Source organism: Flavobacterium plurextorum (assembly GCF_024638035.1).
In the GTDB taxonomy this organism is placed as follows: Bacteria; Bacteroidota; Bacteroidia; order Flavobacteriales; family Flavobacteriaceae; genus Flavobacterium; species Flavobacterium plurextorum.
In genome coordinates this window covers 1,899,470-1,916,167 of the sequence record NZ_CP100442.1, presented here as the reverse complement: position 1 = coordinate 1,916,167, position 16,698 = coordinate 1,899,470, and the positions used below count along the sequence as shown (strand labels likewise).

Below are 16,698 nucleotides of genomic sequence, written 5' to 3'. Positions count from 1 at the left end.
GGTTATATATAAAGTATTACTTAAGTTCACTTGCTATTATTTCTTTGTATTTTACCGCCAGCTCGTTTATTAAAAACTCCAGCTTAGACTTCTCTTTGCTTCTCAAAAGAGAAACGACTTCTTCATTCTCAACAAGGTAATATTTAAAACCTGTAACATATTCAGAAGAAACACCTAAACGATCCACAAAATAAGCCTGTTCAAATAAATATCCCAGTTGTACTATGCTGACTTCCTTTTTCTCGACTTCAATATTCTTTTTCAAGTTTTTAGTCCGTCCATTTATTTTATTTAAAATAGGATCAAGAGGCATTGAACCTCCTAATAATCCTAAAAGAGAAATAGGTTTAAAATCCCCGGCAACAGCCAATTTTCTTTCAGCAGCGGTATATTTCTTTTGATTTTTCGAAACGATTCCAAGATTCACAGCATTTATATGAGCATATTTATTCACAACAACTTCACTCAATTCTGTCTGCTTTGTTTTCATTTTAATTTGTACCGAAGCCAAACTAAAATCGGCATTTGTAATTCGGTATTTTAGAGACTCCAAATTTATAGCCGAAAAAACTAAAACATCTCCTTCTTTTACTTTTATAGAAAATTTTCCATCAGCATTAGAAACAGATGTTACCTGAGTCGCGATATTAATAATATTTACTCCTTCAACCGAAATAGACGGTTCTAAAATTTGCCCCGAAATTTCTTTCGAAACCGTTTCTTGTCCAAAACTTATTTGAACAAACAATATAAGAAGCAAACTACTATTTGTTTTCACCCGCGATTATCTCTTTGTATTTTACTGCCAGCTCACCTAACAAAAACTCAACAGAAGTTTTGTTTTTCGAATTCAAAATAGCCGTAAATTTTTCATTATCTACAGCATAATATTCAAACCCTTTTACATAGTCAAGCGGAATTTTCAATCTATTAATAAAATGATCCATACTAAACATATTCTCCAAAAGTCTCATAAAAGCTTCTTTCTTCTCGACAGCGACTTCTTTTTTAAGCATTGCTGTGCGACCGGAAAAAATATTCAGCAAAGGATCTGCAGAAATTGAACCTCCAGCCATTGTTCCTCCATTTGCCGAAGCATTTAATGCCGAAGCTGTTCTCAATTTTCTCTCCGCACTTGTATATGTTCTCTGCCCTTCTGGAACAATTCCTAAAGAAACAGCATTTATCCTATCGTATCTCTTTACAACTACTTCCTGCAGCTGATTCATCACCATATTCATTTTTACCGTAAAGTTTAAATCTGTAAAATTAGCCGCAGACAGTGAGACTCTATTTTCTTTAAATTGTATAGATGAAAAAACAAGCGTATCATCGGCTTTTGCCATAATCGAAAAAGCACCAGAAGCATCTGTAGTAGTCATTGCTTCTGTTTGCGTATTTACAACATAAACTCCCTCTAAATCATTGGTATTAGCAATGATTTTTCCATTCAAAACAGAGCGTTCTTGATTTTGAGACCATACATTTTGACTCATAACAGCAACAAAAAAACATACAACTTTTGTAATCAAAATAAAAAATCTTAGAATTTTATTAAAAAGGTAAAAATATCCTAATGTATTCCAAATTTAATATTAATGAGTTGGTAAAAATATGTTAATTAACCAAAGTTAAACACATGCAGAAAGCTAGATTTTTAATACCTTTAACATACAAAACCAGAGTTTAAAAATTATGAAAAGCATTATCATTGCAAGCACCTCTACTTTACACGAAGGCAGCTATTTAGAATACTTATTACCTACATTGCAAGTACATTTTAAAAACTGTAAAAGCATATTATTTATTCCGTATGCACGTCCAGGCGGAATTTCTCATGACGAATACACGCAAAAAGCTGCACAGGCTTTTGCTTCAATCAATATAAAACTGCAAGGAATTCACGAATTTGAAAGTCCTGAAAACGCCTTAAAAAATGCCGAAGGAATATTTACAGGCGGAGGAAATACTTTTTTACTTGTTACGCAATTGTACAAAAACAACATTATGCAATTGCTTGCTGAAACTGTAAAAAATGGAACTCCATATCTTGGAACAAGCGCCGGAAGCAACATTTGCGGGCTGTCTATGCAGACAACTAACGACATGCCTATTATTTATCCGCCAAGTTTTCAAACTTTAGGATTAATTCCATTCAACCTAAATCCACATTATTTAGATCCCGATTTAAACTCTAAACACATGGGTGAAACACGCGAAACAAGAATAAAAGAATTTCATGCTTTTAATTCGATTCCGGTTTTATGTTTAAGAGAAGGCAGCTGGCTGGAAGTAAAAGGCGAAAAAATAACTTTAAAAGGAAGTTTACAAGCGCGTTTATTTTTACAAAACGAAACGCCGACAGAACTAGAAACTGAAAGCGACTTAAGTAATTTAAAGTAAAAAATTAAATATTTTAAATTCCAGATTCCAAAACTAAAGGAATAAATATAAAATTGGGATTTGGAATTTAAAGTATTGAATTTACATTTAGCTTAAAAACAAAAAAGCCTCAAACAATGTTTGAGGCTTTTGAAGAGCGAAAGACGAGGCTCGAACTCGCGACAACCAGCTTGGAAGGCTGGAGCTCTACCAACTGAGCTACTTTCGCATTAACAGGGTGCAAATATAAACAATTAAATCATTCTAAAAAATAAAAATCAAAAAATTATTTAATTTTGGTAAAAAAACCGAAACGATTAAATTTCGGTTTTTTAGAGCGAAAGACGAGGCTCGAACTCGCGACAACCAGCTTGGAAGGCTGGAGCTCTACCAACTGAGCTACTTTCGCATTACTGTGGTGCAAATATAGAAAATAAGTTAAGTTCAAAACAAGCTTTTTCGCAAAAAAAATCAACTAAAATCAACATTCATTTATAACACATTTAAAATTAAAAAGTTATAAAAACAATTATTTTTCAAAAATCATGAATATCATCAAAGAAATCCCCTCAAAAGAAACCTATATTGTCCGCCAACCAGTTTTAAGAAAAGGAAAACCCATAGAAAGCTGCATCTTTGAAGGAGACGATTTAGAAACGACTCATCACTTTGGCTTGTTTCAAAACGAAAATTTAACAGGAATTATTTCATTATTCACTCAATCCAACCCTATATTTGCCGAAAATTTACAGGGTCAAATTCGCGGCATGGCAATTTTAGAGAATCACCAAAAAAAAGGATTCGGAGAAGCTTTAGTAAAACATTGCGAAGACTATTGTAAACAAAACAAAGTTGATTTGATTTGGTTTAACGCCAGAACCGCAGCGGTAGGTTTTTACAAAAGAATGAACTACGAAGTTCTTGGCGAACCATTTGAAATAAAAGATGTTGGAGAACATTATTTGATGTTTAAAAAAATATAGAATGAAAAAATTTTACCTTTTATTAGTATTATGCAGTTTGATTAGTTGTAAAAAAGATACTCCTAAAATCATACCTGTTGTTGTAAAAAAAGCTCCAGCGATCATACTTACTGATGAAAGAACAGTACAAATTGATACTGCACTAATTGGTACTTTTAAAAGTGAAACTTTAAAACAATTCTACAACTCTTCTGAAAACAAAACGGTTTGGGGAAATCTAAAAAAGAGAAATTATATCCTATCGCAATTAGAAAAGTCAGATGAATTAGGATTAAATCCTGAAGACTATAAAGTATCTAAATTAAAAAAGTTCGAAAGCAAAATCGGCTCTCTGAGCGATTCTGACTTGGCTGCTTATGATGTATTACTGACTTATAACTTTGAAAAATATTTAAATCATCTTTACAAAGGCAAACTTGATCCTAAAAAAATATACACTGATTGGGATTTAGATGAGAAAACTTTTGATGTAAATAATGTTCTAATTAAAGCTTTTAACAAAGATAAATTAGACAGTATTGTTGACAACATTCATCCAAAATCGCAAACTTATAAGCAGCTGTTACAGGCATTGAAAATCATTAAAACTTTTCCAGATGACGAAATAAAAAACATTCAATCTCTTGAAAAAATCACTTTAAACGACACAAATTCTGCTTTAATAAACATAAAGAAAAGGCTTTTATTCTGGAATGATATGTCAGGAAAAGACAGCCTTACAAACATTTACAATCAAAAAACGTTTGAATCAGTCAAAAAATTCCAAGAAAGACACGGACTGGCTCCTGATGGAGTAATAGGACAAGGAACTATAAATGCTTTAAACTATTCTAAAGAAAAAAGGAGACAACAAATTATTGTCAATTTAGAGCGATGGAGATGGTTCCCTACTGATTTAGCCGAAGAATATTTCATTATCAACATTCCAAATTACAGTTTAGATGTTGTCGAGAATCAAGATACTATTTTATCGAGAAATATTGTTGTTGGAACAAGCAAAAGAAAAACACCAATTATTACCTCTGTACTAAAAACAGTTGTTTTCAATCCGACATGGACCGTTCCTCCAACAATTCTAAAGGAAGATGTGGTTCCGGCAATGAAACGCAATCGAAACTATTTGGCTAATAAAAGCATTACTATTTATGATACTGCCGGAAATAAAGTAGAACCAACGGCGTGGAACGAAAACAAACCTAACAACTATCGTTATATCCAAAGTCCTGGATACAATAATTCATTAGGCTTAATGAAAATTTTATTCCCAAACCGCCATAGTGTTTATCTGCATGATACAAACCATCGAAATTACTTTGGAAGAAACAATCGTTCCTTAAGCTCTGGCTGCATCCGTGTTGAAAATCCACTGGAATTAGCAGAGCATATTCTGGATGATTCTGAAAAGTTTTCAAAAGAAAAAATTGATACTATAATTGCTTCCAAAAAAACAACTAGCGCAAGAATTACTAAAAAATATGCATTGTATCAATGGTATTGGACTGCTTGGAGCAAAAAAAATCAGCTCATTTTTAGAGCTGATATTTATAATCTAGATTCAGATTTGTACGCTAAACTAAGAAATTAGCCTCTCCTCCATCGTAAAACTTCTTGATGGGTGATAGATATACAAACATGATTTATCTTTTATCGTTTCAATTATCTCATCTGTCAATTCAACCGGAAGAGCAGGACAACCTTGGCTTCTTCCTAACCTTTTATGATCTCTAATAAAAGATTCCGAAACATAATCAGCTCCATGCATCACCACTCCTCTTTCGCGAGCATTGTCATTCAAACCTCTTTCTAAACCATCTAAACGTAATGAAGCTCCATGTTTTCCTCGGTAAATTTCACCTGTAGCATAAAAACCTAAGCTGCTTTTAAATGATGAATTTATATTTGAAAATGCCGATGCAAATTCTTCACCAGTATTTCTACCATGTGCAACTAACGAATTGAACAGAATTTTATTCGTTGTCATATCAATCACCCACAAACGTTTGGTGTTTGATGACAAACTAAAGTCAATTAATGTTAAAATGTTTTTTTGAACAATCCCTCTTTCCTTTAAAAGATAAAAACCTTTTAAAGCTTCTGTAAAAGTTTTAAGTTCTGGAACATTAAAATTGTTAGTATCTAATGTTTTATAAATACTTTTGATTTTTGCATCAACTGTAAGGTTCTTTTCAACCTTAGCAATGTTTTTATTCGTTGTATTCTTAAGTTCGGGTGTGTTTTTTGAATCTTCGCCAAAAGATAATAATAAAAACACAAGCAGTGGATAAATTTTGTAAATCATTGAATTTCTTTAGGTTAATAAAAAATCTGGGTATGGCAAAAATATAAATTATTTACAGTCGTCAAAATAGAAGCCTGAAAATCAAGCCTTTTTTATTCAAACTTTAACATAATTAACATAAAAAAAGGGGTTCCTGTAAGATATTTACTTCTCCCTAAAACACAAAGATTCCTGCGCAAATTCTTAAAGAAAACACAATTAAACGCTTTTCTTTTAGTAATCAGGAGTATAATTTCCGAAACAAAACATAAACAATTGACAAAGAGAAAAGTAAAGTATACCGATATTTTACAAAAAATCACAATATTATCTTCCCTTTAAAACTCCGTATACCATTTCAACACTTTTATGCTGTCAAAAATAAGTTCAGAAAAGGAGCTTAGCGTGAATTAATTTTAAAAAATAAAGGCTTCTATAACTAAATTATTATTTTTTAATACGCTTCATTTTATTAAACATAAATGTAACAATGCTTTCACGCAAATTTTAGAAATGACTTATCTTTGTAAAAAACAAAAAGTAATGAACAAAAAAGTTATCCTTATGATTTTAGATGGTTGGGGAAAATCTCCTGACCCTAAAGTATCTGCAATAGACAATGCAAATGTTCCTTTTATAAACAGCCTTTATAAAGATTACCCAAACGCACAACTTCGTACTGACGGCTTAAATGTTGGTTTACCTGAAGGGCAAATGGGAAACAGCGAAGTTGGACATATGAATCTTGGCGCTGGAAGAATTGTATATCAGGATTTAGCCAAAATTAATTTAGCAGTAGCCCACAAAACACTTGCTAAAGAACAGGTTTTGATTGACGCTTTTACTTATGCTAAAGAAAACAATAAAAAAGTACACTTTTTAGGATTAGTTTCTGACGGTGGTGTTCACTCTCACACTTCTCACTTGCGCGGTTTAATTGATGCTTCGCAAGAATATGGTTTAGACAAAGTTTACGTACACGCTTTTACTGACGGACGTGATGTTGACCCGAAATCTGGAGCTAAATACATTCATGATTTAGAAGATTATATTAAAGATACTCCTGTAAAAATCGCTTCGATCATTGGTCGTTACTACGCAATGGATCGTGACAAAAGATGGGAACGTGTAAAATTAGCTTACGATTTAGTTGTTAACGCAGTTGGAACTCCATCAAAAAATGCAGTTGCAAGCGTTCTTGAGAGTTATGAAAAAAACATAACAGACGAGTTCATCGAGCCTGTTGTTATGGTAGATGAAAACGAAAAACCTCTTGCAACAATTGAAGAAGGCGATGTTGTTATTTTCTTCAATTTTAGAACTGACAGAGGACGCGAACTTACTGAAGCGCTTTCACAACAAGATTTTCACGAGCAAAACATGCACAAATTAAACTTGTATTATGTTACGCTTACAAACTACGACGAAACATACCAAAATGTAAAAGTGGTTTACAACAAGGATAATATTACCGAAACTCTTGGTGAAGTTTTAGAAAAAGCAGGCAAAAAACAAATTCGTATTGCTGAAACTGAAAAATATCCTCACGTAACATTTTTCTTCTCTGGTGGAAGAGAAACTCCTTTTGAAGGCGAATCTCGTATTTTAAGAAATTCACCAAAAGTAGCAACTTACGATTTACAACCAGAAATGAGCGCTTATGAACTTACAGACGCACTTGTTCCTGAATTAAATAAAGGCGAAGTAGATTTTGTTTGTTTGAATTTTGCAAACGGTGATATGGTTGGTCATACAGGAATTATGAGCGCCGCTATCAAAGCTTGCGAGGCTGTTGATGCTTGCGTAAAACAAGTTATCGAAGCTGCTCTTGCAAACAATTATACTACAATTGTAATTGCCGATCACGGAAATTGCGAAACAATGATTAATCCTGACGGAAGTCCAAATACAGCACACACAACAAATCCAGTGCCGATTATTTTAGTTGATAAGGATTTAAAGAACATTCAAAATGGTGTTTTAGGAGATATTGCTCCAACTATTTTAGAATTAATGGGAGTACCACAACCAAATGCAATGACTTGTCATTCATTACTGTAAACTCCGTTTAAATAATTTTTAAAAGCTGCTCTAATTCAAGAGCAGCTTTTTTTTTTGCAAAAATAAAAGCTAAATGTTCTTTATTAATAGTAATACTATTATCTTTGCATTTAAAATAATTTTTATGGAAATTATACTATCGAATCTAAAAATCCAAGTAAACGAAAAGATCTATGTAAAAGATCCAGAAACATCGGCGCTGGGAAAAAAAATAATCGAACAGAGTATTCTGCTTATTGATACCATTGGTTTTGATAATTTTACATTTAAAAAATTAGGAGAAAAAATAGGATCAAACGAGAGTTCGATTTATCGTTATTTTGAAAATAAGCATAAGCTCTTAGTTTATCTATCTTCTTGGTATTGGAGCTGGATTGAATACAAATTAGTATTCACTACCACGAATATTATGGATAAAAATGAAAAACTAAGAAAAGCTATCACATTAGTTACAGAAAAAATAACGGATGATGTTTCGACAGACCATATAAATGAAGCTGTTTTAAATCAGATAATAATTGCTGAATTTACAAAAACACTTCATACTAAAGAAGTTGATCAGGAAAACAAAGAAGGGTTTTTCTTAATTTACAAACGGGTTATCAATAGGATTGTTGCCATTGTAAAAGAGGTAAATCCAGATTATCCATATGCCAAATCTCTGGTTTCAACAATTGTTGAAGGAAGCCTGCATCAGCACTTTTTAACAGATCATTTAAAAACAATTACCAATTGCAATGAAACTGTGACAACCACACAATTTTACATTAATCTAGCAGAAAACGTTTTACGCTAACTATAAAAAAATCAACATGACACCTTTAAAACGATTTTACAATTTACTTGAATTAGACAAAAAAGACATTTACCAACTCTTTTTCTATGCCATTTTTGCGGGTTTAATCAGTTTATCACTTCCTTTAGGAATTCAGGCAATTATAGCTTTTATACAATCTGGCAGAGTAAGTGCATCTTGGATCGTACTTATTATTCTAGTGGTTGCCGGAGTAGCTCTTGTTGGGGTTTTAGCTTTTATGCAATTGCGAATTACTGAAAACCTACAGCAAAAAATATTTGTTCGTGCCTCGTTTGAATTTGCAGCTCGTTTACCCAAAATAAAATCTGAGGAATTATACGGTACTTATCCGCCGGAACTAACAAATCGTTTTTTTGATACGCTAACTATTCAAAAAGGAACTTCAAAATTGCTAACTGATTTTTCTGCTGCACTGCTTCAAATTATTTTTGGACTTATATTACTATCTCTCTATCATCCCTATTTTATTGTATTTGGTCTTTTACTGTTTCTACTGTTATATTTTATCTTCAAATTCTCCTATAACTCTGGACTAGAAACGAGTTTAAAAGAATCAAAATTCAAGTACAAAGTGGCTGGCTGGCTGCAAGAAATGGCACGTAATAATTTCAGTTTCAAAAATCAATTAAACTATGATTTTGCACTTCAAAAGAATAATAAAATAGTAACAAACTATCTTAATTATCGTGAGAAACATTTTAGCATCATCAAAAAGCAATTTACACAGCTAATTCTTTTCAAAATTATCATTACTGCAAGTTTATTATCTATTGGAGGATATCTTGTATTAAGTCAGGAAATGAATATTGGTCAATTTGTTGCTGCCGAAATCATTATTTTATTAGTAATAAATTCTGTCGAAAAGATTATTCTTGGACTTGAAAGTTTCTATGATGTCTTAACAGCTGTTGAAAAAATAGGACAGGTAACTGATTTAGAATTAGAAGAAAACATAGATTCTGAAAGCGATAATTGCTACACTAATATCACTTTGGAAACTGAAAATTTAAAATTTAAATTCCCTGATTCGCCTATAAACGCATTAGATTCTATAACGTTAAAAATAAATCAAGGAGAAAAAATTGTTATTGAAGGTGAAAATGGCTCTGGAAAAACAACTCTTATCCGATTATTATCTGGTTTATTAAAACAAAGTTCTGGCGCTTTTTATATAAATGACGACACATTTAGAAAAATAAACATTAAACAATATCGCTCGCAAATTGGCAATATCATTCATAATGAAACACCTTTTGAAGGAACAATTTTAGAGAACATAACTTTTAATGATCCTTCAATAAGTACCGAAGATTTAAAATGGGCGCTTGACGGAGTACAACTGAGTTCATTTATAAAACTTCTGCCAAAAGGCTTAGATACGCATATTTATCCAGAAGGAAGACAACTATCCTCTTCTAATGCACAGAAAATATTATTAGCTCGAAGTATAATTCATAAACCAAAAATACTTTTTTATGAAGACCCAACTGATACTATGGACGAAAGTGTTGCTAATGAAATTATAGATTTTATTACTTCAGATAAAAACAAGTGGACGATTATTGTTTCATCCAAAAATCCGCATTGGAAAACAAAATCGACACGACAAATTACAATGCAAAACGGTCTTATTCTACTTGATCAAAAAAACGATATGCCATGCTAAACATTTCTGACAATAAAACCAAGCTGCAATCTCTTGAACGATACGAGACTGTAAAAAACCTAAGCAACAGAACTCATTATAAAATTTTAAATAAGATTATAATAGGTACTTCAATTTTAGGAATAACTGCTCTTTTTCTGCCATGGACACAAAATGTTTCTGGATCAGGATCTGTAACAACTTTAAAGCCTAATCAAAGACCACAATCGATTCAGAGTGTTATTTCTGGTCGAATTGAAAAATGGTATGTACAAGAAGGTGATTTTGTAAAAAAGGGAGATACTATTTTATTTATTTCTGAAATAAAAGAGGATTACATGGATCCTAATTTGGTCGAAAACACCAAAAATCAGGTAGAAGCTAAGAAAAACTCTCTAGAATCATACGATGAAAAAGTGCAAACTCTTTCGAGTCAAATTCAGGCGATTGAAAATGAAAAGAGACTAAAACTAGAACAAGCTAGAAACAAAGTCAGACAATCTCTTTTAAAAATAAAAAGCGACAGCATTGATCTTGTCGCTGCAAGAACACAGCTTCGAATTGCAAATACGCAATACAACCGATCTGTTCAATTAAACAAAGAAGGTTTAAAACCGCTTACAGATGTTGAAGAGAAACGTTTAAAACTGCAAGATGTTGATGCAAAAATCATAACACAGGAGAATAAGTTTTTATCCAGTAAAAATGAATACATAAACGCTAAAGTTGAAGTTAACCGAATTTCGGCTGAATATGCTGAAAAAGCAGCTAAAGCAAAAAGTGATCAATTTACCACGTTAAGCAACAAGTTTGACACTGAGGCTCAAGTTAGTAAACTTGAAAATCAATACACGAATTACAGCTTAAGAAATGGCATGTATTACATTAAGGCAGTACAAGACGGCTATATAAACCGCGCTTTGCAAGCAGGTTTAGGCGAAACGGTCAAAGAAGGAACTCCAATTGTAACAATAATGCCTTCTCAATATGATCTTGCTGTAGAAACTTATGTAAACCCAATTGATCTGCCTTTGATTAAAAAAGGCGAAAAAGTCCGTGTTTGGTTTGACGGCTGGCCAACAATTGTATTTTCAGGATGGCCGGATATATCCTACGGAACTTTTGGAGGAAAAGTCGTGGCGATAGAAAACTTTATAAGCAGTAATGGAAAATATAGAGTTTTAATTGCTCCGGATCCTGATGAAGCACATTGGCCTAAACAATTAAGCATTGGTTCTGGCGCGCAAACAATTGCTTTACTAGATACGGTGCCAATTTGGTTCGAAATCTGGAGAACTTTAAATGGTTTCCCTCCTAACTATTACAAAACTGGCGAAAAAGCAACTAAAGAGAAAAAATAATGAAACGGATACTTATAGCTTTTCTATTTTTGAGCTGTACGGTTTTTGGCCAGCAGCCCATATCTAAAGAACTCACCTATGATGAGTTTCTTGGATATGTAAAAAAATACCATCCTTTGGTAAAAAATGCCAATTTAGAAATCAGTAAAGCGCAAGCCAATTTAATGATGGCAAGAGGTGGTTTTGATCCAAAAATTGAAGTCGATTTTAGTCAAAAAAAGTTTAAAGACAAAGAATATTATTCTATTTTAAACAGCAGTTTTAAAATCCCAACTTGGTACGGAATCGAGCTAAAAGCTGGATTTGACAACAATGAAGGTGTTTATCTTAATCCTGAAAACACAACACCTAATCAAGGTTTAACTTCATTTGGAATCAGCGTTCCTGTTGGACAAGGACTATTCATTAATCAACGAATGGCAGATGTTCGTAAAGCAAAAATTCAGATAAAACTAAGTGAGTCTGAACGAAAACTTGAGGCTGTCAGCGTTTTATATGATGCTTCTCTTGCTTATTTCAATTGGAAAAAGAATTTTGAAGAAATGAAACTGTATGAGACTTATAATAAAAATGCCGAAATACGTTTGGAAGGAATTAAATCTTTGATAAATCAAGGCGACAAACCTGCGATTGACAGTATTGAAGCAGGAATTATTGTAAAAAACAGAGCTTTGAGCCTTGAAGATTCTAAATTAAAATTAGCAAAAGCAAAACTGGAATTATCAAATTTCATGTGGCTTGACAACAATATTCCCCTCGAAATTTCAGATGAACTTATACCAGAAAGCACGCTGGAAAGCACATTGCAGGAAACGCTAAAAACAAACGATCTTTTGCAAAAAGATTTCACTTTAGAAACGCATCCAAAACTAAATGCGATGCAGAACAAAATAGACATCTTGAATGTAGAAAAAGATCTAAAGCAAAATATGCTGCTGCCAAAAATAAACATTGGTTACGCTTATTTATCGGAACCAAATTACATCGACAATTATAAATTTGACGATTACAAAATTGGTCTGGAATTTTACTTTCCTTTATTTCTGCGAAAAGAAAGAGGAAGTTTGAAATTAGCAAAATACAAACTACAGGAAAACGAATTTGCATTAGCATTAGAAAAAACACAATTGACTAACAAAATCAGTGCTCAAAAAATAGAAATCAATTCGCTTATAAAACAGAAAAAACTAGCTAAAGATTTAGTCGAAAACAACCTGACAATGTTAAATTCTGAAGAGCGTTTATTCTCATTTGGAGAAAGCTCTTTGTTTTTGATTAACACTCGTGAGAACAATTTAGTAAGTGCAAAACTTGCTTCAATAGCGCTGGAAAACCGTTTTTATATCTCTAATTCTGAGCTTTTCAAAATCATGGCAAATCCTGATTGACAAAACTTCAACCATATAAGTGATATAAGCTCATTTAAATAAAAACAAAAAATGCAGCAACTTAAAATCACTTATATGGTTTAAAATAATTGGTTAAACTATAAAATAATGATACGTCCATTCGACAGCATAAATTACAAGACCAATAAGTCCGCCAACCAAAGTCCCGTTGATTCTGATATATTGAAGATCTTTACCAATTTCTAATTCTAGTTTTTCAGAAACCTCTTTACCATCCCAACTTTTTACGGTTGAAGAAATCAAATCGCCTATAACTTTTTTATTATTCAAAAGAACAGACAAAAGATCATTTTTAATAAAATTATTGATCTTATCAATCATATGCGAATCTTCCTTTATTCCGTTTCCGAAACTTTGAATTAATCCAGCAATACTATTTTTAATAGACGAATCTTCCCCTTTTTTCAAATCATTAGAAATCGAAAGCTTTATTTCATCCCAAATCCCATTAATATAATCCTGAACTTCTTTTTTGCCCACAAAACTTAAAATCATATTATTGATCTTAACTCTCATTTCTTCAGAATTTTTGACCTTCTCTAAAAAATTGTAAACGTATTCATCTATTTTAATTCGTACAGCACTTTCTGGATTTTTTGCTTCATTCAAGAAATCTTGTAATCCATTAAAAACACCTTCAGTAATACTTTTATCAGCAAGACCAAAACTCAGAAACGGAGTTGACGCTTTTACTTTTTTCCGAATCAAGTCTTTATTATTTGTCAATTCAGCACTCATAACCGTCAAAAGATTCGTCAATAATTGATCTTTTACATTTCCTTTTTGTAAAGGTTCTAAAGCCAAAGCCACCCAATCTCCAAAATTAATTCCTTCTAGTTTTTCTGCAAACTGAACCTGAATAAACCGCTTTACATCTTCGTCTTTTATAGTTCTTAAAACTCCTGGAATAATATTTACAGCAACAACATTTGCAATTTTATCTGCATTTTCCTGCTGTGAAAGCCAATCTGATGCTTTTGATGCAAAATTGAATTCTTCCAATTTAATCTCTAATTTTTCACGATTTAGAAATTCTTCTGAAACAAAATTTCCAAGATTCTCTCCAATCTCATTTTTCTTGGTCGGAATTATAGCTGTATGCCAAATTGGTATTCCAAGCGGATGACGAAACAAAGCCACAACTGCAAACCAATCAGCAATTCCGCCAACCATCGCTGCCTCGCTGAACGCCTGAAGCATTGGGATTTTAAAATAAATTGCCACTACAAACAGCAAAACGGCAATACCCAAAAGCAACAAAGCATTTCTCTTCATTTTCTTTAATGCTTTTACTTTTGCAATATCCTGATCAGTCGAAATTTCCATGATTATTGACATTTTATTACTAATTTATGGCTTTTTTCTGAGACATCAGATCTTTTCAACTTTCTTTTTAAAAGCCCAGAATTTCACGAATTATCACGAATTAAAATTTGAGAGAATTTTTAAACACAATACAATTAGTGATAATTCGTGAAATTCGTGGCGAAAAAAATAATATAAAATTGTACTTTTGCGAACTGAAAATGGGAAAAATATGATTATCCAAAAAACTAGAGAAGAAATCGAATTAATGCGCGAAAGTGCTTTGATCGTATCAAAAACATTAGGAATGATTGCTTCTGAAATTAAAGAAGGAGTTACAACATTATATCTTGACAAATTAGCCGAAGAATTTATCCGTGATCACGGTGCCGTTCCAAGCTTTTTAGGACTATATGATTTTCCTAATTCACTTTGTATGAGTCCAAATTCTCAGGTTGTTCACGGAATTCCAAATAACACTCCTCTAAAAAGCGGTGATGTAATTTCGGTAGATTGCGGAGCATTTAAAAATGGATATCACGGAGATCACGCTTATAGTTTCGAAATTGGAGAAGTTGCACCTGAAGTTAAAAAACTTTTGCAGGTAACTAAGGAATCTCTTTATGTTGGAATTAGAGAATTTAAAGCAGGAAATCGTGTTGAAGATGTTGGAAATGCGATTCAAAAATATACAGAAGCTCATGGTTACGGAGTTGTTCGTGAACTAGTTGGACATGGTGTTGGGCAAAAAATGCACGAAGAACCAGAAATGCCAAACTACGGAAAACGCGGTCGTGGAAAACTATTCGTTGAAGGAATGGTCGTTGCAATTGAACCAATGATTAACCTTGGAACCAGAAACATTAAGCAGCATAAAGACGGCTGGACAATTACAACTGCAGATGGGAAAGCCAGTGCACATTTCGAACATGACGTTGCACTAGTTGATGGTAAACCTGAATTATTATCTACTTTTCAATATATCTACAAAGCTTTAGGAATCGAAAGCAATGAAGAAGACGAATTTAGAAAAGTGCCGCTTGTTTTATAACACAGATTTCACGAATTAGCACGAAATATACTTTGCCGAAATTTCACAAAATAAAAAAGTTGATGCATAATGAGTGATTTATATTTAAGAGATGAGTCTTATAAAATTATTGGAATCTGTATGGAAGTCCATAAAATTTTAGGGAAAGGACACAATGAAAAGGTTTATGGCGATGCTTTAGAATATGAATTCCAACGAAATGAAATCCCTTATAATCGTGAATTAAAATATAATATTACGTACAAAGACATAATATTGCCTAGTTATTATTTTGCTGACTTTGTTATTTTCGACGAAATTATTTTAGAACTCAAAGCAATCGCAGCTTTATCAACAAGTGAAATTAAGCAGACCTTAAATTATTTAGCAGCATCAAAAAACAAATTAGGTTTGTTAGTCAATTTTGGCGAAGACAGCCTTAAATACAAAAGAATAATACTTTAACCCAAATTAAAAGTTCGTGAAATTTCACCACAACATTAATCCGTGTCAATTTGTGAAATTCGTGTTCAAATTTATTTAACTGTGAAAAAACTTTTCAAATTAGTTTTAAATACTATTCCAAGACCTATATTAATTCGTTTGAGTTACGTGGCACGTCCTATTTTAGCTTTATCGCTGAAAGGAACTAAATTCACTGATCCTATTGACGGAAAAAGCTTCAAATCGTTTTTGCCTTATGGATACGGAAAACAACGTAATAATGTACTTTCGCCAAGTACACTTTCGCTAGAGAGACACCGATTACTTTGGTTGTACTTAAATGATCAAACTGATTTTTTTACAGCACCAAAAAAAGTACTTCATTTTGCTCCGGAACAAGCTTTTTATAAACTTTTCCGTAAGCAGAAGAATCTTGATTATACAACAACCGATTTGTTTTCGCCTTTGGCAGATGTAAAAGCAGATATTTGCAACTTACCTTTTAAAGACAACGAATACGATGTGATTTTATGCAATCACGTGTTAGAACATATTCCAGACGACACAAAAGCAATGCAGGAATTATTTAGAGTTTTAAAACCTGGCGGAATGGCAATTCTTCAAATTCCACAAGATCTATCTCGTGAAGTTACATTTGCTGATGATTCGATTACAGATCAAAAAGAACGTGCTAGAATTTTTGGACAATACGATCATGTTCGCATTTACGGACGTGATTATTTCGACAAATTAAGAAGCATTGGTTTTATTGTAATTGAAGAAGATTACACTAATAAAATTACACCAGAACTGGTAGAAAAATATTGTTTGGCAAAAGGAGAAATTATCCCGCTTTGCTTCAAACCAGAAAACTAAAGAAAACAATTTCTTTACAGTATACAAGTCATTAAATTTCATTAAAAAACTTTTCAAAATAGCAATACTTTGAAAAGTTTTTAATTTTTAGACTATTTATCCAATTA

General features: G+C 32.4%; 15 protein-coding genes and 2 tRNA genes. 11 read left to right on the top strand and 6 right to left on the bottom strand.

Going from position 1 to position 16,698, the window contains the following annotated elements:
• Positions 1-16 precede the first annotated feature (16 nt).
• Entirely contained in the window at positions 17-778 is a 762-nt protein-coding gene (locus NLG42_RS08615) for a carboxypeptidase-like regulatory domain-containing protein (RefSeq protein WP_257683494.1), read from the bottom strand.
• Positions 765-1,532, bottom strand: coding sequence for a carboxypeptidase-like regulatory domain-containing protein (locus NLG42_RS08610; RefSeq protein WP_257683493.1), 768 nt, complete (start codon positions 1,530-1,532; stop codon positions 765-767). Before NLG42_RS08610 ends, NLG42_RS08615 begins: the two co-directional genes overlap by 14 nt.
• 163 nt (positions 1,533-1,695) lie before the next feature.
• Here NLG42_RS08610 and pepE point away from each other — a divergent pair, with 163 nt between their 5' ends.
• A complete protein-coding gene (gene pepE / locus NLG42_RS08605; RefSeq protein WP_257683492.1) occupies positions 1,696-2,403 on the top strand; it encodes a dipeptidase PepE in 708 nt (235 codons plus the stop codon).
• 135 nt (positions 2,404-2,538) lie between these two features.
• On the opposite strand, the gene NLG42_RS08600 is transcribed toward pepE, so the two are convergent.
• Both NLG42_RS08600 and NLG42_RS08595 read right to left on the bottom strand, forming a co-directional pair.
• Positions 2,539-2,611: transfer RNA gene (locus NLG42_RS08600), tRNA-Gly, on the bottom strand.
• 107 nt (positions 2,612-2,718) lie between these two features.
• Positions 2,719-2,791 (bottom strand) — tRNA-Gly (locus NLG42_RS08595).
• A 136-nt stretch (positions 2,792-2,927) separates the two neighbouring features.
• Between NLG42_RS08595 and NLG42_RS08590 the strand changes: the two genes are divergently transcribed.
• Positions 2,928-3,365, top strand: a complete 438-nt coding sequence (locus tag NLG42_RS08590) for a GNAT family N-acetyltransferase (protein WP_099720233.1) — start codon at positions 2,928-2,930, stop codon at positions 3,363-3,365.
• A 1-nt stretch (position 3,366) separates the two neighbouring features.
• Complete coding sequence (locus tag NLG42_RS08585) at positions 3,367-4,950, top strand: L,D-transpeptidase family protein (protein WP_257683491.1); 1,584 nt, start codon at positions 3,367-3,369, stop codon at positions 4,948-4,950.
• Here the strand turns inward: NLG42_RS08585 and NLG42_RS08580 are convergent.
• Positions 4,939-5,664, bottom strand: a complete 726-nt coding sequence (locus tag NLG42_RS08580; protein ID WP_257683490.1) for a murein L,D-transpeptidase catalytic domain family protein — start codon at positions 5,662-5,664, stop codon at positions 4,939-4,941. The genes NLG42_RS08585 and NLG42_RS08580 overlap by 12 nt on opposite strands.
• A gap of 522 nt (positions 5,665-6,186) precedes the next feature.
• Here NLG42_RS08580 and gpmI point away from each other — a divergent pair.
• From gpmI to NLG42_RS08555, 5 genes are all read left to right on the top strand, one after another.
• Positions 6,187-7,704 (top strand): 2,3-bisphosphoglycerate-independent phosphoglycerate mutase, encoded by a 1,518-nt coding sequence (gene gpmI / locus NLG42_RS08575; RefSeq protein WP_089058214.1) that lies wholly within the window; start codon positions 6,187-6,189, stop codon positions 7,702-7,704.
• Positions 7,705-7,828: 124 nt separating this feature from the next.
• On the top strand, positions 7,829-8,500 hold the full coding sequence (locus NLG42_RS08570; RefSeq protein ID WP_089058316.1) for a TetR/AcrR family transcriptional regulator: 672 nt from the start codon (positions 7,829-7,831) through the stop codon (positions 8,498-8,500).
• 16 nt (positions 8,501-8,516) lie between these two features.
• Positions 8,517-10,187, top strand: a complete 1,671-nt coding sequence (locus tag NLG42_RS08565; protein ID WP_089058213.1) for a peptidase domain-containing ABC transporter — start codon at positions 8,517-8,519, stop codon at positions 10,185-10,187.
• The gene (locus NLG42_RS08560; protein ID WP_089058212.1) at positions 10,181-11,527 is read left to right on the top strand and encodes an HlyD family secretion protein; all 1,347 of its coding nucleotides are present in this window, start codon (positions 10,181-10,183) and stop codon (positions 11,525-11,527) included. Before NLG42_RS08565 ends, NLG42_RS08560 begins: the two co-directional genes overlap by 7 nt.
• On the top strand, positions 11,527-12,915 hold the full coding sequence (locus NLG42_RS08555; RefSeq protein ID WP_257683489.1) for a TolC family protein: 1,389 nt from the start codon (positions 11,527-11,529) through the stop codon (positions 12,913-12,915). Before NLG42_RS08560 ends, NLG42_RS08555 begins: the two co-directional genes overlap by 1 nt.
• Positions 12,916-13,008: 93 nt before the next feature.
• On the opposite strand, the gene NLG42_RS08550 is transcribed toward NLG42_RS08555, so the two are convergent.
• Positions 13,009-14,262, bottom strand: coding sequence for a DUF445 domain-containing protein (locus NLG42_RS08550; RefSeq protein WP_089058211.1), 1,254 nt, complete (start codon positions 14,260-14,262; stop codon positions 13,009-13,011).
• A gap of 211 nt (positions 14,263-14,473) precedes the next feature.
• Here NLG42_RS08550 and map point away from each other — a divergent pair, with 211 nt between their 5' ends.
• From map to NLG42_RS08535, 3 genes are all read left to right on the top strand, one after another.
• Entirely contained in the window at positions 14,474-15,292 is an 819-nt protein-coding gene (gene map, locus NLG42_RS08545) for a type I methionyl aminopeptidase (RefSeq protein WP_089058210.1), read from the top strand.
• A 69-nt stretch (positions 15,293-15,361) separates the two neighbouring features.
• Positions 15,362-15,736, top strand: a complete 375-nt coding sequence (locus NLG42_RS08540) for a GxxExxY protein (protein ID WP_099720236.1) — start codon at positions 15,362-15,364, stop codon at positions 15,734-15,736.
• An 81-nt stretch (positions 15,737-15,817) separates the two neighbouring features.
• Entirely contained in the window at positions 15,818-16,591 is a 774-nt protein-coding gene (locus NLG42_RS08535; RefSeq protein WP_089058314.1) for a class I SAM-dependent methyltransferase, read from the top strand.
• The last annotated feature ends 107 nt before the right edge of the window (positions 16,592-16,698 follow it).

Bases quoted from the DNA above. Each gene is read 5' to 3' on its own strand.
- pepE (WP_257683492.1), top strand. From the start codon at position 1,696: ATGAAAAGCATTATCATTGCAAGCACCTCTACTTTACACGAAGGCAGC.
- map (WP_089058210.1), top strand. From the start codon at position 14,474: ATGATTATCCAAAAAACTAGAGAAGAAATCGAATTAATGCGCGAAAGT.
- NLG42_RS08555 (WP_257683489.1), top strand. From the start codon at position 11,527: ATGAAACGGATACTTATAGCTTTTCTATTTTTGAGCTGTACGGTTTTT.
- NLG42_RS08565 (WP_089058213.1), top strand. From the start codon at position 8,517: ATGACACCTTTAAAACGATTTTACAATTTACTTGAATTAGACAAAAAA.
- NLG42_RS08550 (WP_089058211.1), bottom strand. From the start codon at position 14,262: ATGGAAATTTCGACTGATCAGGATATTGCAAAAGTAAAAGCATTAAAG.
- gpmI (WP_089058214.1), top strand. From the start codon at position 6,187: ATGAACAAAAAAGTTATCCTTATGATTTTAGATGGTTGGGGAAAATCT.
- NLG42_RS08570 (WP_089058316.1), top strand. From the start codon at position 7,829: ATGGAAATTATACTATCGAATCTAAAAATCCAAGTAAACGAAAAGATC.
- NLG42_RS08580 (WP_257683490.1), bottom strand. From the start codon at position 5,664: ATGATTTACAAAATTTATCCACTGCTTGTGTTTTTATTATTATCTTTT.
- NLG42_RS08590 (WP_099720233.1), top strand. From the start codon at position 2,928: ATGAATATCATCAAAGAAATCCCCTCAAAAGAAACCTATATTGTCCGC.
- NLG42_RS08560 (WP_089058212.1), top strand. From the start codon at position 10,181: ATGCTAAACATTTCTGACAATAAAACCAAGCTGCAATCTCTTGAACGA.
- NLG42_RS08585 (WP_257683491.1), top strand. From the start codon at position 3,367: ATGAAAAAATTTTACCTTTTATTAGTATTATGCAGTTTGATTAGTTGT.
- NLG42_RS08540 (WP_099720236.1), top strand. From the start codon at position 15,362: ATGAGTGATTTATATTTAAGAGATGAGTCTTATAAAATTATTGGAATC.